Genomic DNA, 25,234 nt, shown 5'->3' on the forward strand with positions numbered 1-25,234 from the left:
GGTTACAACTCCGCTCTTACAAGTTGTAAAAGATGTTCTTTAATTTCCTTCAACTGAGTATCAATAGATACATCCATTCTTCCTGCAGTAGAATCAATCCAGCAACCGTTTTCTTTCAACTCTGAGTCAGGATAGATAATAAGTTCAAATTGGCTATTGATGATATTTTGCAAAATCTGTTTATTCATCATAAGAGTTGGGTATTGTTTAGGACATACATAAATTTTTACATCCTCTTTTTCTTTTACTTCTTTAAGGGCTGCTTGAACCAACTGCGTAAAAGTGGAAGGATCTGAATCCAAGGAAGACCCAATAATCTTTTCAGCCACTTTTACACCAAGCTTGACGATGGACTCCAATGAGCTGTCAAGTTTTTCATTATAATGCAATTGGGCAAGTTCAATTATTTGATTTGCCTCGTTAAGCTTCTCTTCATATAGTGCTTGTGCCTCTTTTTCCCCTGCTTGATAACCTTGATCATGGCCTTCATCATATGCTTTTTGCATCCAAGATTCTTTCTCTGACTCCCATGCTTTCTTGTCCTCTTCAATCTTCTTTGCAGCAGTTTGTCGTTCCAAGGATGCCTGTTCCAAAATATCGGCAGCCTCACGATTTGCCTTTTCTATGGCATGATTAATAGATTCTATACTATGACCAAGTACTGTTTCTGTATTTGCATCCGTTTGTTTCTTGTTGAAAATCGGAGCAACTTTTATAGAAACAGATTGAGAATTTCCTTCTTTAAGAGAAAAAGATTTTATTAACTTAGACAATGATGTCATCTCCTCCGCCACGAGCAATGACGATCTCCCCTGCTTCTTCAAGCTTTCTAATGATTCCTACGATACGAGATTGAGACTCTTCAACATCCTTCAAGCGAACAGGACCCATGTATTCCATATCGTCTTTCATGGTTTCTACCATTCGTTTAGACATATTCTTAAATACAATCTCTTTGACCTCTTCACTTGCAACCTTCAGTGCAAGCATCATATCTTCATTTTCAACGTCACGAATTACTCGCTGAATGGCCATGTTATCAAGCGTAACAATGTCTTCGAATACAAACATGCGTTTCTTGATTTCTTCTGCCAATTCAGGGTCTTGAATTTCCAAGGAGTCAAGGATGGTTCTTTCTGTACTTCTGTCTACCTGATTTAACACTTCTACGACAGAGTCAATTCCGCCAGTGTTTGTATAATCCCGAGTAACGGTAGTAGAAAGCTTTCGTTCAAGGATTTGCTCTACCTCATTAATAATCTCAGGTGAGGTACTGTCCATGACTGCAATCCTTTTTGCAATATCCGCCTGCAATTCTTGCGGTAACTCTGATAATATTTGACCGGACTTTGTCGGTTCCAAGTAAGATAAGACAAGTGCAATCGTTTGTGGGTGTTCGTTTTGTATAAAATTAAGGATTTGAGAAGCATCCGCTTTTCTTGCAAAGTCAAAGGGCTTAACTTGCAAAGAAGAGGTAAGCCTTGTGATGATGGCTGTAGCCTGGTCTTTCCCCAAGGCTTTCTCTAAAACTGTTTTGGCGTAACCAATTCCTCCTTGAGATATATAATCTTGAGCAAGGGCGATTTGGTGAAACTCTTCCAGAACATCCTCTTTAATATGAGAATCGACTGTACGCACACCGCTGATTTCAAGTGTTAATTTCTCGATTTCTTCTTCTGATAAGTGCTTGTAAACGGAAGCCGAAACATCCGGACCAAGCGAGATCAATAAGATGGCTGCCTTTTGCTTATTTGAAAAGGCTTTTGCCTGCGTTGCTTTTGCCATATTCGTCTCCCTTCCCTTCTATTCCGACAACCACGAACGTAAAAGTTTCGCAAATTCGTCCGGCTTTTCTTTGGCCATTTTTTCTAGTTGTTTTCGGCGTGCTGAACTTTCTGACTCTTTTTCATTGTTTATATCCGGCACTTGGAATGGAACAGTTTCCTCTTCTGTAACCATTATTTCTTCCTCTTCCTCTTTACTACTTCGTTTGAATAGTAGGAACAATAACAAGAGGATGACAGCTAAGAGAATTCCAGCAGCGATATATACCCATGTTGGAATTGTAGATTCAGTTGATTCTTCCATTTCTACTTTTCCATTGAACTCTTGAACGGAAACAACAATTTTCTCATCAATGTTAGCTAGTTCAGGGTCTTCCCCTAACATATTTTTATCAATGGTTGTTCGGACAATTGTACTTAGTATTTGTCTAATATCATTTATCGTATTTTCCTGCATGGATAATGGGTCATCAGCGACAGGAGGTTCAACCATAACTTGGATGCCCAAATCTCTAACTTTATAAGGGCTTTCTACAATTTCAGATCTGATTCGATTCACTTCATTATTGATTCTTTCTTCCATTTTTTCATAATCGCCACTGCCGGATCCTCCTCCGGCTACATATGCAGGGATATCTGCTTCTCCAGTTCCAGGAACCCCACCAGCAGTGTCTTCACTACCTGTATAACTCTCCGTAATTCGTTCAACGCTTACTGCAATTCCTTCCATGTTTTCTGGATCAACTGGTGTTACCCTATTCTCTTCTCTTGCTTCCTGCGTGAAATCAATGTCAGTGGTTACGGAAACTACTACTTTGTTGTAACCCATCATCATTCCTAACATCTGCTGTACTTGCCTTTGGATGTCTCTTTCAATTTCCTTCTTTAGCTCCAATTGCGTGGACGCATTAAAGGTGTTACCGGAACTCTGGTTATTATTTAAATCAAAATACTCAAAATTTTGGTTCATGATGACGATATTATCTGTAGCTAAGTTAGGAATACTCTTTGAAACAAGATGATAAAGCGCATTAACATGATTCTGGTCAAATTGATACCCAGGATCGTTTTCTATGACGATGGAGGCTGAAGCCTCTTGTGTTGACTCTCTTACAAACACCCCTTCTTCAGGGAGACTAAGCATGACCTGTGCTTCTTTCACACCTTCAATACTTTTAACCAAATTCGCAAGTTCTGTTTGCATGGCATCCAATTTCATTATTCGGAATTCATTATCTGTCATTCCAAACCCTGATCTTTCTCCAAAAAAACCATAATCAATGCTACCGCTTTTCGGAAGGCCCTCAGCAGCCAATTCCACTTTCAATGAATCTACTGATTGTTGAGGTACCAAAATAGCGGTACCGTTATTTGTAATCTGCGATTGGATGCCTCTTCCATCTAACACTTCCTTAATTTGACCTGTTTCCTGCACGGTCAAATCTTTATATAGAGGAGCCATGTCCGTCTTATTCAGGAAGTACACCATCGCAGCTATTGCAAAAATGGATACGATAACTGTACTGAGCATTGCTGTCTTTTGAGCTTTCGTTCTACTAGTCCAAAAGGAAAAAGTTTTTGTCTTTATCTCTTGTAATCTCTCTTTCATTACGTCAATTCCCCCGGTTATTATCTTGCAGCAAAGTTATGCAGTAAATAACCGCATTTTTCTATCTGTAAGATCACAGTCACGCTTGGGTGACAAAAATTATTTATGTATCAAGGTTGAGCGGAGTTACTTAGCCATATCCTTTAGGCTACACTTGCATTCTCATAATTTCCTGATATGCTTCCACGCCTTTGTTTCTTACTTCCATCGTAAGCGACATGGCTACACTTGCTTTTTGCTGAGCAATCAGCACGTCATGAAGCTCTACTCCCTCATTATTAACTAGCTTTGTAGTAATTTGATTGGAAGCAACTTGTGCATTGTTCACTTCATTTAAAGCATCTTTTAAATAGGTAGAAAACTGTTGATGCACATCCCCACTCGTTTTCTGAACACTATTTAGATTCTGAACCATTTGATTAGAATTAGCTATTTTAGTAATCATCTATATGACCTCCACTTATTTACCAAGCTCCAACGTTTTCATCATAATACCTTTTGAAGCATTAAATACCGTCACATTCGCCTCATAGGACCTTGATGCACTCATAAGGTCGACCATTTCTTTTAAAGGATCGACATTGGGCAGTTCAACATATCCGTCTTCATTTGCGTCCGGGTGCTCTGGGTCGAACATTACACGGAAAGGAGCATCATCTTCTTTAATTCTAGTTACCTTCACTCCACTTCCAAAACCACTTCCATTTCCAGAGGCTTTTTGTAAATAGGATTGGAAACTGTTTTCCTTCGGTGCGGTTTCTACCAGCTTCCTTCTGTACGGTTCCCACTGCCCGTTACGGTATTCCCCGCGGGTTGAGTCGACGTTTGCCATATTTGATGATATAACATCCATTCTGAGCCTCTGTGCGGTAAGAGCGGAGCTCGAGATGTTCATACTTTTAAACATGGACATTATCCTCTCCCTCCTTTAATTACGTTTTGAAGGGATTGGAACTTCCCGCTCATTTGATCAATTAATGTGTAATAATATATTTGATTTTCAGCCAAATCTGACATTTCTTTATCTATGTCGACATTATTGCCATTATGTGAGTAGGAATAAGATGTGTTATCCATTTTAAACGCTTTATTTGAACTTCCGGAAAATTCTCTATGTCTGTCATCTGTTTTATTTGCTTCAAGTGCTCTTTGGTAAGTTTCACCAAAGTTCGGTTTTATTTCTTTTCGTTTAAAGTTGGGTGTATCAACGTTTGCGATATTATGTGAAATAGCTTTATGTTTTGCACCCGAATACTGTATACCTTTTTCCAATGCTTGGATTGATGTCGAAAAAATCTTCATTAGTACCCCCATAAATATATCTTTTGTTACGAATTATATATTTTTGTCGAAATATGTATGTATGTTTTTATTGTAAATTAAGGTAACCGATATGTCTATGTGTCAATTGTTAAAAAAAATCGTCAATTTGACTCATTTTCCTCCATAGGCATAAAGACCTATTACTATTTTAGGATAGAAAAATTACTAATAACTTATACGCCGCTGTTCCTTTCCGCAAATGGCTTCGCTTTCCGCGGGACGGTGCTTGAGCCTCCTCACTTCGTTGCGGGGTCTCAACCAACCGTTACTCCCCCGCTGGAGTCTCCGCCATTTGCTCCAATCCACAGCTGAAGATTACGTAAACCATATTAGATGGCTTTTCATAAACCCTTTAATGAATGAGGTCACCTTGTTGATTGGAGTGGAAGGCGCGCAGACGCCCGCAGGCAAGCGAAGCGCCTGTAAGGAAAATCAACAGTTTTATAAACTTTCTCACTATAAAATAAAAAGGGTCTGACTCTTCTGCGAAATGCAGATAAAAGTCAGACCCTTTTTTTATATATTTAGCATTAATGTGATTTTAGTTTGGAAAGCTCCATAAGGAACTTGTCGTTTAGCACTTTAATATAAGTACCTTTCATCCCAAGTGAACGGGATTCGATAACACCGGCACTTTCTAATTTTCTTAGTGCGTTTACGATAACAGAACGAGTGATTCCTACTCTGTCTGCAATTTTACTTGCTACAAGAAGGCCTTCTTTTCCATCAAGCTCTTCAAAGATATGCTCGATTGCTTCAAGCTCACTGTAAGAAAGGGAGCTGATTGCCATTTGAACAACAGCCTTGCTTCTTGCTTCCTCTTCAATTTCTTCCGATTTTTCACGTAGGATCTCCATGCCTACAACTGTCGCGCCGTATTCAGCCATAATCAAATCGTCATCAGAGAATGGCTCTTGAAGACGAGCAAGAATCAGTGTTCCAAGGCGCTCCCCTCCACCGATAATAGGAACGATTGTTGTTAAACCAGATTTAAACAATTCCTTGTTCTCTACAGGGAAAGCTGTATATTCACTATCCACATCCAGGTTAGAAGATGTTTCTGAGATATTGAACAAGTTCTTAGTATACTCTTCAGGGAATTGACGGTCTTCAAGCATCTTGATCATACGCTCGTTTTCAATCTGTTGGTTAATGGAATAGCCTAATAGCTTCCCACGGCGGGATAATACGAAAACATTTGCTTCAATGACATTGCAAAGTGTTTCCGACATTTCCTTGAAGTTAACTGGTTTACCAGCTGCTCTTTGCAGCATAGCGTTGATGGTTCTTGTTTTTTGTAATAATGGCATTTTATATTTCCTCCTAAAAATCTACTTCTATAAGATAAATTGGCTTAAATCTTTATTTTTTACGATATTGCCTAGTTTTTCGTCCACATATTTCGGTGTGATGACGATTTTCTCCAGGTTGATATCAGGCGCTTCAAATGACAGGTCCTCCAACAATTTCTCAAGGATAGTGTGAAGACGACGGGCACCGATATTATCGGTATCCTGGTTCACCTGAAACGCTACTTCAGCTAGTTTACGAATAGCATCGTCAGAAAATTCGACTTTTATACCTTCCGTTTCCAATAATGCCGTATATTGTTTAAGTAAAGCATTATCTGGTTCCACTAAAATTCTTACAAAGTCATCTATTGATAGTTTGGTCAATTCCACACGAATCGGAAAACGACCTTGCAATTCTGGAATGAGATCAGAAGGCTTGGCGATATGGAAGGCCCCTGCAGAAATAAATAAAACATGATCTGTCTTTACTTGGCCGTATTTTGTTACTACCGTTGATCCTTCCACAATAGGGAGGATGTCACGCTGAACTCCTTCACGGGACACATCTGCAGAAGAACCGCTGTTCTTTTTAGCGATTTTATCGATTTCATCTATAAAGATGATTCCATTTTGTTCTGCTCTATTAACAGCTTCTTGTGTCACTTCATCCATATCAATTAGTTTTTGTGCTTCTTCATGTGCAAGTACTGGTCTTGCCTCACGGACAGTCAGCCTTCTTTTCTTTTTTTTCTTCGGCATGAGATTGCTTAGGGCATCTTGCATGTTCATGCCCATTTGTTCCATACCCGAGCCTTGCAGCATGTCAAACATGGACCCTTGCTGTTCTTCCACTTCAACCGTGACATAACGGTCTTCTAGTTCTCCTAGAGCAAGTTGATGGGCCATTCTTCTTCTTTGATCTTTGATTGATACTTCTTCTTGCTTTTCCTGCTCTTCCGTATCGTTGGAGTTAGTATTTCCTCCAAAAAACATTTCAAGCGGATTTTTATAGGACGCGCTTTTTTGCTTGCCAGGAACAAGTAGTTCCACCAAGCGTTTGTTTGCATTTTCCAGGGCTTTTTCTTTCACACTCGCCATCTTTTCTTCTTTTACAAGACGGACGGATGTTTCCACCAAATCGCGTACCATCGATTCAACATCACGGCCTACATAGCCAACTTCTGTGAATTTCGTTGCTTCTACTTTGATGAATGGTGCACCAACAAGTTTGGCAATTCTTCGGGCTATTTCAGTCTTTCCGACACCAGTCGGACCGATCATCAGAATGTTTTTAGGGACTACTTCATCACGAAGATTGCCTTTGAGGAGACTTCTTCTATATCTGTTTCTCAGTGCAACCGCAACAGCCTTTTTCGCATTTGTTTGACCTACAATATATTGATCGAGCATATCTACTATTTGCCTAGGGGTTAATTTTGTACTCATGTCCACAACCGCCTTTTCTATAGTTCTTCTACAATGATATTGTCATTAGTGTACACGCAAATTTCACCTGCTGTTTCCAAGGAGGCTTTTGCTATCTCACGTGCTGTCATATGCTCTCCTGCATATCGTTTTAAAGCACGGCCAGCAGAAAGTGCATAGTTCCCGCCTGAACCAATTGCAAGTATTCCGTCATCAGGTTCAATAACTTCACCCGTTCCGGAAACTAACAACATGCTGGACTCGTCCATCACAATCAACATGGCTTCCAACTTTCTCAACACTTTATCACTACGCCATTCTTTTGCAAGCTCAACTGCTGAGCGTTGGATATTGCCGTTATATTCCTCAAGCTTCGCCTCGAACATTTCGAATAAGGTAAATGCATCTGCCACAGATCCTGCAAAACCCGCAAGAATCCGTCCGTTAAAAAGCTTGCGCACTTTTCGTGCTGTATGCTTCATGACAACTGCGTTTCCAAATGTAACTTGACCGTCACCTGACATTGCGCATTGTCCCTTATGCTGGACTGCAAATATCGTGGTAGCATGAAATGATGACATGAAAAGATCCTCCATTCGTTCCTCATGCACGAGGATGAAATTGATTATACGTCTTTTGCAAATGTTCTTTTGTCACATGTGTATAGATTTGGGTGGATGATAAACTGGCATGTCCGAGCAATTCTTGTACAACACGAAGGTCTGCTCCTTCATTCAACATATGCGTGGCAAAAGTATGCCGAAGCATATGTGGACTAATATGTAAGGTAGAACATGCCTGTTGTACCATGTCATTAAGTATCAGCCTTACACCTCGGGGGGTAAGGGCACCTCCACGGAAATTAAGAAAAAGATGCTTGGTGGAATTAGGCGTTTTTTGCTTTTCAAGCAGTGACTTTCGGCCGTCTTCCAAATAGATCTTTATGGCGTCTTGTGCAAAACTTCCAAACGGGATGTAACGCTGTTTATTCCCTTTTCCAGTGACAAGGATGGTACCGACTTGAAAGTCAATATCATGAATTTGAATGTGACAACATTCACTAATTCGGATGCCAGTTGCATAGAGCAATTCTAAAATGGCTTGATTCCTCTGACCTAACGGTGTTTCCAAATCTGATACAGCAAACAACTTATCAAGTTCTTCACTATAGAGGAACTGCGGAAGCCGCTTTTCCTGTTTTGGCAAGGAAACACTGGTAAAAGGGTTTTGCTCCACCTTTTCCTCACGCAAGAGAAACTTATAGAAGCTGCGTAAGCTTGATGTTTTTCTTGCAACCGATTTTCGTGCGTACTTTTTTTGATGCAGCCTGGTTAAATACATACGTGCTTCTGTATGAGTGACTTCATTGATGCTTGAAATGGCTTCCTCTTTCATAAAATCAAAAAAATCTTCAATATCCTTCTGATAAAATACAATAGTATATTTTGAGTAATTTTTTTCAATTTGTAAATATTCTAGAAAAGAAATTAATGGAGCGTTAACATTTTGCATACTTATCACCTCACAAGGGCTACTAAATATTATCACAATTTAGTAGCCCTTGCAATTAATTTGATTAATTTTTTACAAAATTCTGAATTGTTTCCAACGCTCTCCTAGCATGCGCTTCATTTCGCTCTTGTTTATTTTTTATCTTCTTCGGAAGATCTGGAAATAACCCAAAGTTTGCATTCATCGGTTGGAAGTTTTTCGCGTTTGTAGAAGTAATATAGTGCGCCATACTTCCAATCGCGGTTTCTTTAGGGAACACCAACGGTTCCTCTCCAAGAACGAGGCGTGCCGCATTCATCCCGGCAATAAGTCCTGACGCTGCAGATTCCACATAACCTTCCACACCTGTCATTTGCCCTGCAAAGAAAAGATCTTCTCTTTCTTTGAATTGATATGTTGGCTTCAATAGATTAGGTGAATTGATAAAGGTATTACGGTGCATGACACCGTACCTTACAATCTCTGCATTTTCCAAACCAGGAATAAGACGGATCACTTCTTTTTGCGGACCCCATTTTAAATGTGTCTGAAAACCAACAATATTATACAAAGTGCCTGCCGCATCATCTTGTCGGAGTTGCACGACTGCATATGGGCGTTTGTCTGTTTTAGGATCTTCTAACCCAACAGGCTTTAAAGGTCCAAAAAGCATCGTTTTCTTTCCGCGGTTTGCCATGACTTCAATCGGCATACACCCTTCAAAGAAAATTTCTTTTTCAAATTCCTTTAATGGTACGGTTTCTGCTTCAACTAATGCATCATAAAAACGATTAAACTGCTCTTCTGTCATCGGGCAATTCAAGTAGGCAGCTTCTCCTTTATCATAACGGGATTTCAAATAAACAATATCCATATTGATGCTGTCTTTTTCAATGATTGGAGCTGCAGCATCGTAGAAATATAGATACTCTTCGCCTGTTAAGGAACGAAGCTGGTCTGAAAGGGCTTTGGAGGTTAACGGTCCTGTTGCAATGATGGTCGGTCCTTCCGGGATTTGTTCCATTTCTTCATTAAATACAGTCACATTAGGATGTTCTTTTACTCTTTCCGTAACTTTTGCAGCAAATTCATGCCTGTCCACCGCAAGAGCACCGCCTGCAGGAACCGCACAGTCATCTGCTGAACGGATAATGACGGAGTCAAGCATTCTCATCTCTTCCTTTAGCACCCCAACTGCATTTGTCAGGTTGTTCGCGCGCAAGGAATTGGAGCAAACAAGCTCTGCGAATTTATCTGTATGATGGGCAGGAGTTTGTTTGACTGGGCGCATTTCGTATAAATGTACCTGAATCCCTTTATTTGCAAGCTGCCATGCTGCTTCACTACCGGCAAGGCCGGCTCCAATTACATTAACTACTGTGTTTGTCATAACTGATACCTCCAAAAACGTTGTAAGATTATTGCTACACTCACTACTTTTTTTACAAAGGAAAAAGGGCTGACCCAACCACTCAAGTGTCAGTCCCCTCTTTACTATAATAAAGCTTATCCTTGTGGTTCTTCTTTATAATCGCACTCTACGCACTGAACCTGTACACCTTTTTTAAGCTTTTTCTCGACCAGTAATGATTCACACTTCGGACATTTTCTGGCAATAGGCTTATCCCATGATAAAAATTCACAGGTAGGGTATTGGTCACAGCCATAGAAAATTCGTTTCTTTTTACTTTTTCTTTCCACGATATTCCCTTTTTCACATTTAGGACAAGGGACGCCGATATCTTTTACGATAGGTTTTGTATTGCGGCAGTCAGGGAAATTGGAGCACGCCATGAACTTTCCGTACCTTCCCATTTTAAAGACCATTTCGTGACCGCAAAGCTCACAATCTTCACCTGCAGGCTCATCTTTTATTTCAATTTCCTGCATTTCCGCTTCCGCTTTTTCTAAACGCTTGGCAAATTCATGATAAAAGCCGTCAATAATATTGACCCAATTCACTTTACCATCTTCCACATTATCCAGGTTCGTTTCAAGATCTGCTGTAAATTCGACATTGATGATTTCCGGGAAGAACTCCAAAATCAATTGAATGACAATCTGTCCAAGCTCAGTCGGAACAAACCTTTTGTTATCAAGCGCTACATAGCCTCTTTTCTGGATAGTATCCAGTGTAGGAGCATATGTGGACGGTCTTCCTATTCCCAACTCTTCAAGGGCACGTACCAGCCTTGCTTCCGTGTACCTTGGTGGGGGTTGTGTGAAATGTTGCTTTTGATCGATATCTTTGGAGAAGACTGTATCACCTTTCTCTAAAGGAGGCAACAGGTTTTCTTTTTCTTCCTGTTGATCGTCATTACCTTCCACATATACTTTCATGAAACCGGCGAACTTGACCGTGGATCCTGTCGCACGGAATTGAACATCATTTTGCGTTAAGTCTACACTGACGGTATCCAAAATTGCTGGTGCCATCTGACTCGCAACAAACCGCTCCCAAATCAATTTATACAAACGGAATTGATCGCGTGATAAATATTCTTTGATCGACTGAGGGTCCTTCATGGTTGATGTCGGACGAATCGCTTCATGGGCATCCTGTGCATTGCTCTTTTTTGTCTCTTTTCTTTCTTCATTAGAAACAAATTGTTTGCCATATGTCTTTTCGATATATTCCACCGCTTCTTTTTTTGCGGTTTCTGAAATACGCGTTGAATCTGTACGCATATAGGTGATAAGACCGACCGTACCTTCTTTTCCAAGCTCAATGCCCTCATAGAGCTGCTGTGCCATCATCATCGTTTTCTTTGCACGGAAGTTAAGTTTACGCGCTGCTTCCTGTTGCAAGGAGGATGTGATGAAAGGAAGCGCTGGATTACGTTTACGTTCCTTTTTGGTTACACTCTTAATTTCAAAAGAGTTGCCCTCAAGCCTTCCGAGAACCTCATTGACATCGGCTTCAGATTTAAGCTCTGTCTTCTTTCCATCTACTCCATAGAAGCTTGCTTCAAATTCTTTTGATTTGCCTGTCAGGAAACTACTTTTTATGGACCAGTACTCTTCCGGTTCAAATGCATTAATCTCTTGCTCTCGTTCAATAACTAATCGAACAGCAACGGATTGAACGCGCCCAGCACTTAATCCTTTTTTCACTTTCTTCCATAATAAAGGGCTTATATTGTAGCCCACAAGTCGATCCAATATCCTTCTTGCCTGTTGTGCGTCCACTACATCCAGATTGATCGGTCTTGGATGTTTGAATGATTCCTTGATTGCATCTTTTGTTATTTCATTAAAAACCACCCGACAATCAGATGTGATATCAATATCAAGACTGTGAGCAAGATGCCATGCGATAGCTTCCCCTTCGCGATCCGGGTCAGCCGCGAGAAAAATTTTCTTCGCTTTTTTTGCCGCTGTTTTCAATTCCTTCAAGACGGGACCTTTCCCTCTGATGGTTATATATTTAGGCTCAAATTCATGATCTACATTTACACCCATTTGACTTTTAGGTAAGTCTCTTACATGCCCCATGGAGGCTTTCACTTTATATTTTTTTCCTAAATATCGTTCAATTGTCTTCGCTTTTGCTGGTGATTCCACAATCACTAAATAATCTGCCATTCAATAATCCTCCTCAAGAGGGTAAATTCTCAGAAAAAACATTAAGGTGATGCGTTTTCTCAAAGTTTTTAGCTTCTATTTTCATTTTTGTTTTATCTATTATAATAAATCTTCACCATTATCAAATATTATGTAACCGTTTGTCAAACAGAGCTTTTCAATAATTTATGTAATTTCCTAGTTTTACTCACATTAAACATCCCGGTTATCCTTATGTATTATATGTAGACACAGAATCTTCTTTATATACTTGCCTCTGCAAACTTTTCTCATTAGAATAGTCCATCTAATAAGGAAAAAGGGTACAATTTTTAATATCATTGTACCCTATAATAATATAGACATATATTGATTTGTAAAGTAAAAAACGAAAATTCTCTCAAAAATAGTTAATTTTTTGTCACTTAATTGTAATCTCTTTTACTATTTATTTATTTTTATCATTTCACTGCTACCTAATTCTTCTAAAATATCATGATGACTTATCACAAGCTTTGCTCCCTGTTGGATAAGCGCATTTGTCCCCTTAGAGGTTTCAGAAAGGATGGACCCTGGAACAGCAAACACCTCTCTTCCTTGTTCCATCGCTTGATCTGCTGTAATGAGGGACCCCACTTTTCTCTTTCGCTTCAATAATGATTACTCCTTCACTTAAACCGCTGATAATACGATTCCTTTGTGGGAAATTCCATCTTGTTGGAGGTGTGTATGGAGGATATTCTGAGAGGAGTAGATGGCAAGAGGCAATTTTTTTCTGCATAAGACAGGTGTTCTTTCGGATAAATTTGAAAAAATCCGCTTCCTAAGACTGCTATGGTGTTCCCTCCCATCTCCATTGTTAATTGATGAGCAGAAATGTCCACTCCTTTTGCCAATCCGCTAACAATTGTTAAATTTTTCTTTTACTAGAGGGGGAATTAACTTATTTAAAGAGTGATTACCATAAGAAGACATCAATCTTGCACCAACTATTCCAAGCATCCTGGTCTTTAACAGATGTTGATTTCCTTTTGTGTATAGGACAACTGGTGGGTCGTAAATTTCTTTTAATAGGGCAGGGTAATCTTTATCCCAAATGGTTAATGGTAGTATGCTTTGCTCATTATAAATAGAAAGAAGTTGTGAAACATTATTGTTGTGGATATGGTGATAAATGGACTGTGCTTGCTTTTGAGTAGTGGTGAAGTATGAAGCAATATCAGAAGGTTTCATGGTGTATAGTCGTTCAAGCGTGGGATCTTTCATTAATAGATTTTGGAGTGCCTTTATGGTGAGACCTGGACAATGATGCAGGGTTATCAATCTTCTTTTCTCCATTTGCATATACGCAAAAACACCTCTTTCCTAAGAAACGGAAACGGGGATAGCCTGACCCGACTATCCCTTTTCCAATATTATATTAGTGAGTTTTACATTTATCGTAAATGCCTTGCTCTTTAATCACTTTGATAAGCGTTTCACCCATTACAGATGGAGTATCAGCAACTTCAATGCCACACTCATTCATCACACGGATTTTCTCATCTGCAGTACCTTTACCGCCAGAGATGATTGCTCCTGCGTGACCCATACGCTTACCAGGAGGTGCAGTACGGCCGCCGATGAAGCCGACAACAGGTTTTGTCATGTTCTCTTTTACCCAAAGAGCTGCTTCTTCTTCAGCTGTTCCGCCGATTTCACCGATCATGATAACTGCAAACGTATCTTCATCTTCATTGAATGCTTTTAATACATCAATGAAATCAGTTCCGTTAACCGGGTCTCCACCGATACCTACTGCTGTAGATTGACCGATGCCTTCTTGAGATAATTGGTGAACCGCTTCGTACGTTAATGTACCAGAACGGGAAACAACCCCAACATGGCCTTTTGTGTGGATATAACCAGGCATGATTCCGATTTTACACTCACCAGGAGTGATAACGCCAGGGCAGTTAGGACCAACAAGACGAGTCTTTTTCCCTTCCATATAACGCTTCACTTTTACCATATCGAGTACAGGAATATGCTCTGTAATACAAATAGCCAAATCAAGCTCTGCATCTACCGCTTCCATGATTGCATCTGCAGCAAATGGAGCAGGTACATAGATGACAGATGCATTTGCACCAGTAGCCTTGACAGCTTCTTCTACTGTATTGAATACAGGTACACCTTCAACTTCAGTGCCGCCTTTACCTGGTGTTACCCCACCAACGATTTGTGTGCCATACTCAAGCATTTGCTTTGTATGGAACAACGCTGTGGAACCAGTAATACCTTGTACGATTACTTTTGTATCTTTATTAATGAATACACTCATGAATGTCCCCTGCCTTTCTTATCCTACTTGCGCTACGATTTTTTGTGCACCATCAGCCATGGATTCTGCTGCCACGATGTTTAAGCCAGATTCACGTAAAATTTGTTTTCCTAAGTCTACGTTCGTACCTTCCAAACGCACTACTAGAGGAACTTCAAGTCCTACTTGTTTCGCCGCTTCCACAACACCTGTAGCAATGATGTCACACTTCATAATTCCACCGAAAATGTTAACGAAAATACCTTTTACATTATCATCAGAAAGGATAATTTTAAAAGCTTCTGTTACTTTCTCAGCAGTCGCACCGCCCCCAACGTCCAGGAAGTTAGCGGGGTCTCCACCATAATGTTTGATAATATCCATCGTTGCCATTGCAAGTCCGGCACCATTTACCATACACCCGATGTTTCCATCAAGTGAGATGTAGCTTAGGTCATATTTGGATGCTTCGATTTCTTTTGCATCTTCTTCTTCTAGGTCACGGTATTCCAAAATGTCCTTGTGGCGGTATAGTGCATTGGAGTCGAAGTTAAGTTTTGCATCCAAAGCCATAACCTTCGCGTCACCTGTTACAACAAGTGGATTGATTTCTGCGATGGAGCAGTCTTTTTCCACGAAAGCTGTATAAAGGCTCATCATGAATTTAACCGCTTGTCCAACCAACTCTTTTGGAATGTTGATGTTGAATGCAATACGACGAGCTTGGAACCCTGTTAATCCTACAACAGGATCAACCACTTCTTTGAAGATTTTTTCTGGCGTTTGCTCTGCCACTTCTTCAATTTCTGTTCCACCTTCTTCAGATGCCATTAGGACAACTCGGGAAGTTGCACGGTCTAATACAAGTCCAATATAGTATTCTTTCTTGATGTCGCATCCTTCTTCAATAAGTAGGCGTTTTACTTCCTTACCTTCTGGACCCGTTTGATGAGTAATTAACGTTTTGCCTAGGATTTCTCCCGCATATTCACGAACTTCATCCAAGTTCTTGGCAACTTTCACTCCGCCCGCTTTACCGCGGCCACCAGCGTGAATTTGCGCTTTCACAACACAAACTTCTGTTCCTAGTTCTTTTGCAGCTTCTACTGCTTCTTCAACAGTGAACGCTACACGGCCATTTGGAACAGCCACCCCGTATTTTCTGAGGATCTCTTTTCCTTGATATTCATGGATATTCATTTCCCATCCTCCAATCTTATGTATAACAGAACATTATTTAAAAATAGACTGCGCTTTCATTTTATTAAATGAGCCAACAAATGTCTACCTTTCTGCAAAAATATTATACTATTTTCAAAAAATTAATAGATTGACATCTGATAATGTCGAAAAAAACAACTTATGACGCAAAAACGAGCTAAATTTGACAGATAATTCAATCTTCTTTCATTATGCTGAAAAACTTTCACGTGGAGTTTTTCACATTCTTTTCCGCCTCTTCATGGAGGTTGTACACGTATGCCAGAACCTCTGCTACCACCTCATACAACTCTTCAGGTATGCTCTCATTCAGCTCTAATTCCATCAGAACCTCCAAAAGTGCCCCGTCTTCTTGGAGTGGAATTTGATGTTTTTTCGCTTCTTGTATTATATTTTCTGCAATAATACCTGCACCTTTCGCTTTAACAACCGGCGCTACTGTTTTCGCTTGATCATATTTTATGGCAACCGCTTTTTTTCTCTTATCTTGCTCCTTGTTCATATTTTGATATCCAACCCTTTCTCGTTTGGAGTCAGAATTACCTTTAAAAAATCAACAGGTACGCCATCGTTTTCTTCGTGTTCCCTCCACTCCGTTTTAACGGCACTTAGCTTAAAGCCTTTAACGGATAGACTTTCCTTAAGAAGTGGTGCACTTTTCTCCACCAACTTCTCCATTGACGGATAGGAGTGATGAAGTGATACGCTTACCACTTTCTGTTGTACAAATACATCTACCATGACAGAAGAAAATACAGGCAAATCTAACATAAGAACGATCCTGCAATAATCAGGATCAAGCATTTCATTCTTTTTCTTTGAACTTATATGTACATACCAATCTTTCGTTTCTTCATGCATTTTGATAGGAATTGGTATAAAGATGTGGTGCAGATTGCCTTCTTCTCTTGAAAGCAACTGAAAGCCTGTCAATTTGGAGATGAGTTGTGTTACCGCTGCTTTCTCTTCAAGGGTCGCCACTTGTTGTAAATAATTCATCATTAAAGGCTTCAACTGTTCCAATTTTCCTTCAGAAAAGGGCTGCCCCTGCCGGATGAGGTCACTGAGGCCCTTTTCGAAGTCGAGGCCGAGCAACGTCACAGCCTGCCTGATAAATTGCAATGCTTCCGCTTTTGTATGTAGTGTTTGGGGCTGCTGCATCTTTTGAATAACCTCCATGAGCTTTTCCTGGGCAGGCGTTGGTTGAGTTATCTTTTGAAGGCTTGCTTCCACTTTTGTAAGTGTCTGTATGGTTGTTTCTTTATCAGATAAACCTCCTATCATCATTTGCAGCTTATCTGGAATGTTCGTGATGCCATTTTGTTTAGCCAGAACTTTCAGCATTTCGATAGCCTTCTCCTTTTCGGTTGCTGGAAGGCGTTCTATTACTGCTACAAGTTCTTTTACAGTAGTTGCAGGCATGTTGTCCCCTTTTTGTGCAACAATCGCCTGAATTCGCTCCTGCGTCGTTTGTAAGGGGGTGGGGGTTTGTGGAGGGCGGGCAGGCGTCATTCCACCAGTTTTAGCTTCGACTTGTATTGGGAGTGCTCTCGGGACAGTAGGTATTTTTTCTGTAGGTACCAAAAACAATCCTTTCGGGCCCTTCTTAACCTGGAATAGATATTCCTCCCCGACCTTCACTTCCCCCTGTATGACGGCCTTAGAAGAGACTGCACCTTTTTGAATGGCAAAAAGAGCACCATGAAGCTGCTCTGTTACCAATGCTTTGAACACCCTTCCTGGTGCTATGGATAGATTATCGAGAGATGTTTTATTTAACATCGACTCAGGAACTTTGGACTGAATCAATTGCCATAGGTTCATAGCGTACTCCTTTTATCTCAGTCAACCATTTCCTTTACCGGCGAGAATGATTGACGATGCTCTCGGGTTACCCCTGTTTCTTGCAGAGCAAGAAGATGCTCTGGCGTGCCGTATCCCATATTTTTATCAAACCCGTAATCCGGAAATTCCTGAGCGAGGTTTTTCATATATGTATCCCTCGTCTCTTTTGCCAATACTGACGCTGCTGCAATGGATATGCTTGTTGCATCCCCTTTAATGATGGATGTCTGCTCAATGTCGAGATCCAACTTCATCGCATCAATCAGCAGATGCTCCGGTGTATGATGAAGATTTTTCACAGCTTGCACCATCGCAAGCTTTGTCGCTTCATATATATTGACCTGGTCAATTTCCCTTGAATCAATGATCCCTATACCGTAGCTGATAGCATGCTCTTTAACATAGCGGAAAAAGTGTTCTCGTTTCTGCGCATTAAGCTTCTTTGAGTCAGTCAGTCCAGGCAGATGGAAATCCTCTGGCAGAATGACAGCTGCCGCCACCACAGGCCCTGCAAGAGGCCCACGTCCCACTTCATCTATGCCGGCAATATATCGGCACCCTTTATCCCAAAGAGGACGTTCATATTTTTTCATCTCTTCAAACTGTTCGAGAAGTTGCCGAGTTTCCAACCTTTTCTTTTCCCACCTTTTCAAAAGTGTCTGAACACCTTTTCGCTGGTCCTCTCTTATAGATAAGAGGAATGGGTCGTTTTCACTCTTTATTCCAACAAGCAATCTTTCTATGTCTTTTATCGACTTCTTTTCCATATTTTTTAACTCCATTTCCCCAAAAGAAAAAGGCTGTACAGATGACAGCCTTTTTCTAAAGTTTTTCCGGCCTTTCCAAACTAAGCTTGCCTAGCTTCTCAGAACGGATCTCCCTTATAACCAGTTCAGCAGTCTTATCGTAATCAATCAGTCCGCCGCTCATCTTACATCCGCGTTTTGAGCCGATTGCGTCAAAGAGTTCTACAATATCCTCTGGTATTTCCTCGAGTCCGTATCGCTCCTTTAATCTATCCGGATAGGCTGCCGTCAGGAATCTTAAAGCAAATACTGCAATATCCTGCAGATTGATAATGGTATCTTTGATGGCGCCAGTTGTAGCTAAGCGGTAGCCTACTTCCTGATCCTCAAATTTCGGCCAGAGAATCCCGGGAGTATCAAGCAGCTCCAATTCTTTCCCGACTTTGACCCATTGTTGAGCTTTTGTTACACCGGGCCTGTCTCCTGTTTGAGCGATATTTTTCTTTGCCAGCCTATTAATAAGTGTCGACTTCCCAACATTAGGGATTCCTACAATCAAAGCCCGGATTGCTCTTGGTCTGATTCCGCGAGATTGCATTTTATCAAACTTCTCTTTTAACAGCTCTTTTGATAATGTGGCAATCTGTTGAATCCCTTTACCAGTTTGGGAGTCGATGGCAATCGCTTTAGTTGATGAACCTGGAAGATTAAAATAGTCCAGCCATTCCCGTGTTACTTTTGCATCTGCCATATCCGCTTTGTTTAATAGGATGATTCTTGGTTTATTGGAGATGATTTCGTCGATCATAGGGTTTCGTGATGAAACAGGGATGCGGGCATCTACCAATTCATAGACGATATCAATCAATTTAAGTTTTTCTGTTACTTGTCTGCGGGCTTTCGCCATATGCCCGGGAAACCACTGTATTGTCATGATAATTGCCTCCTGAAGTCCTTGCGAAAAACATTAATTTTAAATTTCGTTATTCACCGCTGTTGATTTCCGCAAATGGCTTCGCTTTCCTAGGGGCTGACGTGAGCCTCCTCGGCAAGCCTGCGGGGTCTCCACCTAGCGCTATCTCCCTCAGGACAAGGAAGGCTTCGACAGCGAAACATCGCAACGAAAAAAATGCGTAGCATTTTCGAGGAGTCTTCGCCTTTTGCTCCAATCAACAGCAAGGGTTCTATTTTACCATTCTTAGGTCTGGTAGCGGCCAGTAGACGATATTGGTTTTGCCTAATACTTCTTCTTGTGGCACTGTTCCGATATGACGGCCATCCTTACTGAATCTGCGGTTATCTCCCATTACAAAAAGGTGGCCATCTGGCACTTCTTTAAGGCCTGTCTTTTCTTCCAATGTGAAATCTTCCGTTAATGGACCATCAGGATACTGAGCTTTATAGTTGTCTAAATACGGCTCTTCATATGCTTCTCCGTTGATATACAAGACATCATCCCGGTATTCCACTTCGTCGCCCGGCAAACCGATGACACGCTTGATATAGTCCTTATCTTCTGTTGCATGGAACACAACGATGTCAAATCGTTCTGGTTCGCCAACTTTATATCCGATCTTGTTCACGATCATTCTATCCTGATTATGCAGAGTGGGCATCATGGAATCACCATCTACCACAATCGGTGCGAAAAAGAAATAGCGTATTGCTGCTGCAAGAATTACTGCGATTGCTAAGGCCTTTACCCATTCCCATAGCTCATTTTTAGAACGTGCCATATCTGTTCCTCCGCCGTTTTCATAATGTTCTCTTGTTTAAATGAGAATTTATATGTAATTCTACTTCAATTATATACCTTGTTTTTGTTTATACAAAACGTAAGATATTGCGCAGCCGTTTTTTTAGTAAAAAAAGAGAGCTTGTCTCCAAGCTCCCCCTTTGATTATCGAATCTCTTTGATACGCGCTTTTTTACCACGTAATGCACGTAGGTAGTAAAGTTTCGCACGACGTACTTTACCACGACGAACTACATCAATTCCCTCAATTTTAGGGGAATGAAGTGGGAATGCACGCTCAACTCCAACACCGTAAGAGATCTTACGAACTGTGAAAGTTTCGCTGATTCCGCCGCCACGACGCTTGATTACTACTCCTTCATACACCTGAATACGCTCACGCGTTCCCTCTACAACCTTAACGTTAACACGTACAGTGTCACCAGGACGGAAAGAAGGAAGATCAGTTTTCAACTGCTCTTGAGTAATATCTTGAATTAATTTTTGCATAGTTTTCTGCTCCTTTTCCACAGATGCTCATACCATACTTATTTGATGCAGCGGAACATCGTTTTTAGACATAGCAATAGCTAAGTCACAAAGAGTATAATAGCATATTAGAAAGATAAAATCAATATGCCTAGCCCTCTTTTTTTATTTCTTCGAGCCATGCTCGTTGTTGATCTGTAAGTGGATATTTATCAAATAAGTCAGGTCTTCTGTTCCAAGTTCTTCTGATGGACTCTTTTGTCCGCCATTCTTCAATATGTGCATGATTTCCTGATAGAAGTACATCTGGCACTTTCATGCCACGAAAATCAGCCGGTCTCGTATAATGAGGATGCTCAAGGAGTCCAGTACTAAAGCTGTCCTGTTCATGGGAAGCGGCTTTTCCTAATACATCTGGAAGTAAACGAACCACACTGTCTACAATAACCATTGATGCAAGTTCCCCGCCAGTAAGAACATAGTCGCCAATGGAAATCTCATCTGTAACTACATGTTCTCTTATTCGTTCGTCATAGCCTTCATAATGACCGCAGATGAATATCAAGTGCTCTTCTTGTGCCAGTTCTTCTGCTTTCTTTTGCGTATATCGCTCTCCCTGGGGACACATCAGAATAACTCTCGGCTTATTACCAGTTTGGCTTTCCTCTGTAAGAGATGATACTGCATCAAATATCGGCTGGGCTTTGAGCACCATTCCAGCTCCGCCTCCGTAAGGATAGTCATCGACTGTCTTATGTTTATTGTCCGCAAACTCTCTGAAATCGGTCACACTGTATTGAACGGCACCTTTCTCCGCAGCTTTGCTCAGAATGGAAGATCCAAGAACACCTGTAAACATCTCCGGAAAAATGGAAAGAATATCAATCTTCATCTTAAAACAGTCCTTCTAATGGCTCTATGATGATTGTTTTTTCCTGCACGTCCACTTTCTTTACTACTTGATCGATATAAGGGATTAAGATATCCTTCCCTTTCTTTGCCTGTATGACCCAGACATCATTTGCTCCCGGTGTCAGTACTTCCTTAACGGTGCCTATCTCCTCCATTGTTTCCTGAAGGATGACTTTACACCCAACGATTTCGTGAAAATAATATTCCCCTTCTTCAAGCTCCCCTAGTTGATCTTCCGGAACCTTAATAATCGCACCTTTAAACTTTTCCACTTCGTTTACATTATGGAATCCTTCGAATGTAAGAAGATCAAAGGATTTATGTACCCTTCTAGATGCCACCTTAACTTCTACAGGTTCCTTATCATTTGGCAAGAATAAGTATAGAAGATTCCCCTTTTTATAACGTTCATCCGGAAAATCCGTTCTGGAAACCACACGCACCTCACCTTTTATCCCATGCGTATTAACAAGCTTACCTACATTGAACCATTTTGACATTCCATGCACCTCCACGCGCAGTATTTAACTGACTGTTCTATGTATTATAGCGTACCCCTTTAAGGGAACACTTTAATCTAAACTTTGAGTAATATTATCATTCTTCAACCATAAGAAAAGGGGAAGCATCAAAGCCTCCCCCTACTCCATAATCTCTAATTGTACTCGTTTATTCTCGTGAGAAGCAGCAGCGAACAAAACTGTCCTGATTGCTTTTGCAATTCTACCCTGCTTGCCAATCACTTTCCCTAAATCATCTTGATGCACAGTAAGTTGGTACGTAAGAACATTACCTGTTTCTTTTTCCGTAACCTCTACATTTTCTGGATGATCTACTAACGACGTCACAATTGTTTGGATTAGATCTGTCATTTTGCCTCTTACTTACCTAATTTGGCATTGTGGAATTTTTCCATAATACCTTCGTTAGAGAAAAGGTTACGAACTGTGTCAGAAGGCTTCGCGCCATCTTGTAACCATTTAAGAGCTAGTTCTTCATTGATTTTAACTTCAGCTGGTTGTAATACTGGGTTGTAAGTTCCAACTGTTTCAATAAAACGTCCGTCACGAGGAGAACGAGAATCTGCTACTACAATACGATAGAATGGGGATTTTTTAGAACCCATACGTTTTAAACGAATTTTTACTGCCATTTAATATAGCACCTCCGAAAATATTTCACACAAGATAGTATGATAACAAGTAGTTACTTGTTTGTAAAGTGTTTTTTCTTGTCACTTTATTTATTAAGAGAAAAAATGCTGTTGATGCTTACATGAAAGGGAATTTGAAGCCGCCTTTTTTACCTTTTCCTTTTTGCATGCTTGTCATCTGTTTCATCATTTTTTTCATCTCTTCAAATTGTTTGAGTAGACGGTTAACTTCCTGGATAGGTCGTCCGCTACCTTTTGCTATCCGCTTTTTGCGGCTTGCGTTGATTAGATCTGGATTATCTTTCTCCGCTTTGGTCATGGATTGGATAATTGCCTCCACGTGACCAATCTGCTTTTCATCCACCTGGACATTTTTTAAGCCCTTCATCTTGTTGGCTCCAGGAATCATTCCCAGTATTTCATCAAGCGGGCCCATGTTTCTTACTTGGCCAAGCTGTTCCAGGAAATCATCAAACGTAAAGTTCATCGTACGCAGTTTCTGTTCAAGCTCCTTGGCTTTCTCTTCATCTACATTCGATTGTGCTTTCTCGATAAGAGTCAGCACATCTCCCATACCTAAAATACGAGAGGCCATACGTTCAGGATGGAAAGGCTCGATGGCATCCAATTTTTCACCCATACCAATATACTTGATTGGGGTATTGGTTACCGCCTTAACGGATAATGCAGCTCCACCTCGTGTATCTCCATCAAGCTTTGTTAAGACAACTCCAGTCAAGCCAAGCTGTTCATTGAAGCTTTGCGCTACATTTACAGCATCTTGTCCTGTCATTGCATCGACAACAAGGAAGATTTCATCCGGGTTGGAGATTTCTTTTACTTGTTTTAACTCGTCCATTAAGTTTTCATCCACATGCAAACGTCCGGCAGTATCGATCAGCACATAATCATGGTGCTCATCTTTCGCTTTTTGGATGGCTTGCTTTGCGATTTCAACTGGACTCACCTGATCTCCTAAAGAGAATACAGGCATGCTTAGTTGTTTTCCAAGTGTTTCAAGCTGTTTAATCGCTGCCGGTCGGTAAATATCCGCCGCAACTAGAAGTGGTTTTCTATTGTGCTTTTTGCGCAATAGGTTTGCAAGCTTTCCGGTTGTCGTCGTTTTACCAGCACCTTGTAGACCTACCATCATGATAACGGTTGGCGGTCGGCTGCTTACAGCTATTTTACTTTGCTCCCCGCCCATAAGTGCGGTTAGTTCTTCTTTTACCACTTTAATTACTTGCTGACCGGGTGTAAGACTTTTCATGACTTCTTGTCCAACTGCACGTTCATTCACGCGTTTCACAAAGTCTTTCACTACTTTGAAGTTAACATCCGCTTCAAGCAATGCCAATCGAACTTCACGCATCATTTCTTTAACGTCTTGTTCGCTTACCTTACCTTTTCCGCGGATCTTCTGTATCGTATTTTGCAAACGGTCGGCTAAACCTTCAAATGCCATGTATGCCGCCCCCTAATCTAATTTCTCAAGCGACTCGATCAGCGCTAAAAGAGACTGACCGTAAAGCGGTCTTTCCGCTTTTTCGACTTCATCCTTCATCTGCTGCAAAAGCGTCTGCCGCTCTTGAAACTTTTGAAATAACAAAAGCTTTTCTTCATATTGCTCAAGCATCTGTTCTGTACGTTTTATGTTATCATACACTGCTTGACGACTTATGTTATATTCCTCTGCTATCTCACCAAGGGAGTGATCATCTAAGTAATACAAAGACATATAGCTTCGTTGCTTTGGTGTTAACAACGACTGATAGAAATCATAAAGATAGTTCATTCTCGTTGTTTTTTCAAGCATCCTCTTCACTCTCCCTTGTTAAGTGAAATGCCTTTACAATAGCTTATTTTACAGGTTGGGATATGGAATGTCAAGTTTTTTTCTTGACTTGGGGGAAAAGCGAGAATGAGAGAAAACATCTAACCACCTTAGGTTCTTTTATACTTAAAAAATATTTGTTGGTTGGTTATCCACCGCTGTTACTTTCCGCACATGGCTTCGCTTTCCGCGGGACGGTGTTTGAGCCTCCTCACTTCGTTGCGGGGTCTCAATCTACCGTTACTCCCCCGCTGGAGTCTTCGCCATTTGCTCCAATCCACAGCTGAAAATTGAGTAGATGTAACGTTAATGCTTATCCCGTTAACTCGGTTAGATGCTTTTTCATAGACCCTTAAATTAATGAAACCTTCTTGTTGATTGGAGTGGAAGGCGCGCAGACGCCCGCGGGAGGAAGGGACAGGGAAGACCCCGCAGGCAAACAAAGCGCCCGAAACGGAAATCAACAGGTTCCCACACTTTCTTCTCTATATAAAAGCCGCCCGTCAGAG

29 protein-coding genes are annotated in these 25,234 nt (G+C 40.8%); all 29 read right to left on the reverse strand.

Annotation, left to right across the window (positions count from 1 at the left end; genetic code table 11):
* Nucleotides 1-2: 2 nt before the first annotated feature.
* The 29 genes from fliH to M313_RS0106155 all read right to left on the reverse strand — a co-directional run bounded on the left by fliH (nucleotide 3) and on the right by M313_RS0106155 (nucleotide 24,707).
* On the reverse strand, nucleotides 3-773 hold the full coding sequence (gene fliH, locus M313_RS0106020) for a flagellar assembly protein FliH (RefSeq protein ID WP_010193386.1): 771 nt from the start codon (nucleotides 771-773) through the stop codon (nucleotides 3-5).
* A complete protein-coding gene (gene fliG / locus M313_RS0106025; RefSeq protein ID WP_010193387.1) occupies nucleotides 766-1,785 on the reverse strand; it encodes a flagellar motor switch protein FliG in 1,020 nt (339 codons plus the stop codon). The genes fliH and fliG overlap by 8 nt, the downstream gene beginning before the upstream one ends.
* 18 nt (nucleotides 1,786-1,803) lie before the next feature.
* Nucleotides 1,804-3,393, reverse strand: a complete 1,590-nt coding sequence (fliF, locus tag M313_RS0106030; protein ID WP_010193388.1) for a flagellar basal-body MS-ring/collar protein FliF — start codon at nucleotides 3,391-3,393, stop codon at nucleotides 1,804-1,806.
* A 148-nt stretch (nucleotides 3,394-3,541) separates the two neighbouring features.
* Entirely contained in the window at nucleotides 3,542-3,808 is a 267-nt protein-coding gene (gene fliE, locus M313_RS0106035; protein WP_392396760.1) for a flagellar hook-basal body complex protein FliE, read from the reverse strand.
* A gap of 45 nt (nucleotides 3,809-3,853) precedes the next feature.
* Nucleotides 3,854-4,306, reverse strand: coding sequence for a flagellar basal body rod protein FlgC (flgC, locus tag M313_RS0106040; protein WP_010193390.1), 453 nt, complete (start codon nucleotides 4,304-4,306; stop codon nucleotides 3,854-3,856).
* Nucleotides 4,306-4,695, reverse strand: coding sequence for a flagellar basal body rod protein FlgB (flgB, locus tag M313_RS0106045; RefSeq protein WP_010193391.1), 390 nt, complete (start codon nucleotides 4,693-4,695; stop codon nucleotides 4,306-4,308). Before flgB ends, flgC begins: the two co-directional genes overlap by 1 nt.
* A gap of 551 nt (nucleotides 4,696-5,246) precedes the next feature.
* Nucleotides 5,247-6,026 carry a GTP-sensing pleiotropic transcriptional regulator CodY gene (codY, locus tag M313_RS0106055; protein WP_010193394.1) on the reverse strand — a complete coding sequence of 260 codons (780 nt, stop codon included), beginning with the start codon at nucleotides 6,024-6,026 and terminating at the stop codon, nucleotides 5,247-5,249.
* 27 nt (nucleotides 6,027-6,053) lie between these two features.
* Nucleotides 6,054-7,454 (reverse strand): ATP-dependent protease ATPase subunit HslU, encoded by a 1,401-nt coding sequence (gene hslU / locus M313_RS0106060; protein ID WP_010193396.1) that lies wholly within the window; start codon nucleotides 7,452-7,454, stop codon nucleotides 6,054-6,056.
* Between the two features lie 17 nt (nucleotides 7,455-7,471).
* Nucleotides 7,472-8,014, reverse strand: coding sequence for an ATP-dependent protease subunit HslV (hslV, locus tag M313_RS0106065; RefSeq protein WP_010193398.1), 543 nt, complete (start codon nucleotides 8,012-8,014; stop codon nucleotides 7,472-7,474).
* 22 nt (nucleotides 8,015-8,036) lie between these two features.
* Entirely contained in the window at nucleotides 8,037-8,945 is a 909-nt protein-coding gene (gene xerC / locus M313_RS0106070) for a tyrosine recombinase XerC (protein WP_010193399.1), read from the reverse strand.
* A gap of 64 nt (nucleotides 8,946-9,009) precedes the next feature.
* The gene (trmFO, locus tag M313_RS0106075; protein WP_010193400.1) at nucleotides 9,010-10,314 is read right to left on the reverse strand and encodes an FADH(2)-oxidizing methylenetetrahydrofolate--tRNA-(uracil(54)-C(5))-methyltransferase TrmFO; all 1,305 of its coding nucleotides are present in this window, start codon (nucleotides 10,312-10,314) and stop codon (nucleotides 9,010-9,012) included.
* 116 nt (nucleotides 10,315-10,430) lie between these two features.
* Entirely contained in the window at nucleotides 10,431-12,509 is a 2,079-nt protein-coding gene (gene topA / locus M313_RS0106080; RefSeq protein ID WP_010193401.1) for a type I DNA topoisomerase, read from the reverse strand.
* Nucleotides 12,510-12,932: 423 nt separating this feature from the next.
* On the reverse strand, nucleotides 12,933-13,142 hold the full coding sequence (locus tag M313_RS26585; RefSeq protein ID WP_010193402.1) for a DNA-processing protein DprA: 210 nt from the start codon (nucleotides 13,140-13,142) through the stop codon (nucleotides 12,933-12,935).
* Entirely contained in the window at nucleotides 13,045-13,269 is a 225-nt protein-coding gene (locus M313_RS26590) for a DNA-processing protein DprA (protein ID WP_083800880.1), read from the reverse strand. The genes M313_RS26585 and M313_RS26590 overlap by 98 nt, the downstream gene beginning before the upstream one ends.
* Before the next feature lie 119 nt (nucleotides 13,270-13,388).
* Nucleotides 13,389-13,832, reverse strand: coding sequence for a DNA-processing protein DprA (locus tag M313_RS26295; RefSeq protein ID WP_010193403.1), 444 nt, complete (start codon nucleotides 13,830-13,832; stop codon nucleotides 13,389-13,391).
* 76 nt (nucleotides 13,833-13,908) lie between these two features.
* A complete protein-coding gene (sucD, locus tag M313_RS0106090; protein WP_010193404.1) occupies nucleotides 13,909-14,811 on the reverse strand; it encodes a succinate--CoA ligase subunit alpha in 903 nt (300 codons plus the stop codon).
* An 18-nt stretch (nucleotides 14,812-14,829) separates the two neighbouring features.
* Nucleotides 14,830-15,990 carry an ADP-forming succinate--CoA ligase subunit beta gene (gene sucC, locus M313_RS0106095; protein WP_010193405.1) on the reverse strand — a complete coding sequence of 387 codons (1,161 nt, stop codon included), beginning with the start codon at nucleotides 15,988-15,990 and terminating at the stop codon, nucleotides 14,830-14,832.
* Nucleotides 15,991-16,216: 226 nt separating this feature from the next.
* The gene (locus M313_RS0106100; protein WP_010193406.1) at nucleotides 16,217-16,513 is read right to left on the reverse strand and encodes an EscU/YscU/HrcU family type III secretion system export apparatus switch protein; all 297 of its coding nucleotides are present in this window, start codon (nucleotides 16,511-16,513) and stop codon (nucleotides 16,217-16,219) included.
* Nucleotides 16,510-17,835 carry a hypothetical protein gene (locus M313_RS0106105; protein WP_010193407.1) on the reverse strand — a complete coding sequence of 442 codons (1,326 nt, stop codon included), beginning with the start codon at nucleotides 17,833-17,835 and terminating at the stop codon, nucleotides 16,510-16,512. The genes M313_RS0106100 and M313_RS0106105 overlap by 4 nt, the downstream gene beginning before the upstream one ends.
* A gap of 17 nt (nucleotides 17,836-17,852) precedes the next feature.
* On the reverse strand, nucleotides 17,853-18,623 hold the full coding sequence (gene rnhB / locus M313_RS0106110) for a ribonuclease HII (RefSeq protein ID WP_010193409.1): 771 nt from the start codon (nucleotides 18,621-18,623) through the stop codon (nucleotides 17,853-17,855).
* A 55-nt stretch (nucleotides 18,624-18,678) separates the two neighbouring features.
* On the reverse strand, nucleotides 18,679-19,536 hold the full coding sequence (gene ylqF, locus M313_RS0106115; protein WP_010193411.1) for a ribosome biogenesis GTPase YlqF: 858 nt from the start codon (nucleotides 19,534-19,536) through the stop codon (nucleotides 18,679-18,681).
* A 250-nt stretch (nucleotides 19,537-19,786) separates the two neighbouring features.
* Entirely contained in the window at nucleotides 19,787-20,338 is a 552-nt protein-coding gene (gene lepB / locus M313_RS0106120) for a signal peptidase I (protein ID WP_010193412.1), read from the reverse strand.
* A gap of 164 nt (nucleotides 20,339-20,502) precedes the next feature.
* Nucleotides 20,503-20,847, reverse strand: a complete 345-nt coding sequence (rplS, locus tag M313_RS0106125; protein ID WP_010193413.1) for a 50S ribosomal protein L19 — start codon at nucleotides 20,845-20,847, stop codon at nucleotides 20,503-20,505.
* 130 nt (nucleotides 20,848-20,977) lie between these two features.
* The gene (gene trmD / locus M313_RS0106130; protein WP_010193414.1) at nucleotides 20,978-21,718 is read right to left on the reverse strand and encodes a tRNA (guanosine(37)-N1)-methyltransferase TrmD; all 741 of its coding nucleotides are present in this window, start codon (nucleotides 21,716-21,718) and stop codon (nucleotides 20,978-20,980) included.
* Nucleotide 21,719: 1 nt separating this feature from the next.
* Nucleotides 21,720-22,238, reverse strand: a complete 519-nt coding sequence (gene rimM / locus M313_RS0106135; protein ID WP_010193415.1) for a ribosome maturation factor RimM — start codon at nucleotides 22,236-22,238, stop codon at nucleotides 21,720-21,722.
* A 141-nt stretch (nucleotides 22,239-22,379) separates the two neighbouring features.
* Entirely contained in the window at nucleotides 22,380-22,610 is a 231-nt protein-coding gene (locus M313_RS0106140) for a KH domain-containing protein (RefSeq protein ID WP_010193417.1), read from the reverse strand.
* Between the two features lie 8 nt (nucleotides 22,611-22,618).
* Nucleotides 22,619-22,891, reverse strand: a complete 273-nt coding sequence (gene rpsP, locus M313_RS0106145) for a 30S ribosomal protein S16 (RefSeq protein ID WP_010193419.1) — start codon at nucleotides 22,889-22,891, stop codon at nucleotides 22,619-22,621.
* 118 nt (nucleotides 22,892-23,009) lie between these two features.
* Nucleotides 23,010-24,356, reverse strand: a complete 1,347-nt coding sequence (ffh, locus tag M313_RS0106150; RefSeq protein WP_010193421.1) for a signal recognition particle protein — start codon at nucleotides 24,354-24,356, stop codon at nucleotides 23,010-23,012.
* Between the two features lie 12 nt (nucleotides 24,357-24,368).
* Complete coding sequence (locus M313_RS0106155) at nucleotides 24,369-24,707, reverse strand: putative DNA-binding protein (RefSeq protein ID WP_010193422.1); 339 nt, start codon at nucleotides 24,705-24,707, stop codon at nucleotides 24,369-24,371.
* Between the last annotated feature and the right edge of the window lie 527 nt (nucleotides 24,708-25,234).

Origin of the sequence: Bacillus sp. m3-13 (assembly GCF_000175075.1) — a bacterium.
Classification (GTDB): Bacteria; Bacillota; Bacilli; order Bacillales; family Bacillaceae_I; genus Sutcliffiella_A; species Sutcliffiella_A horikoshii_C.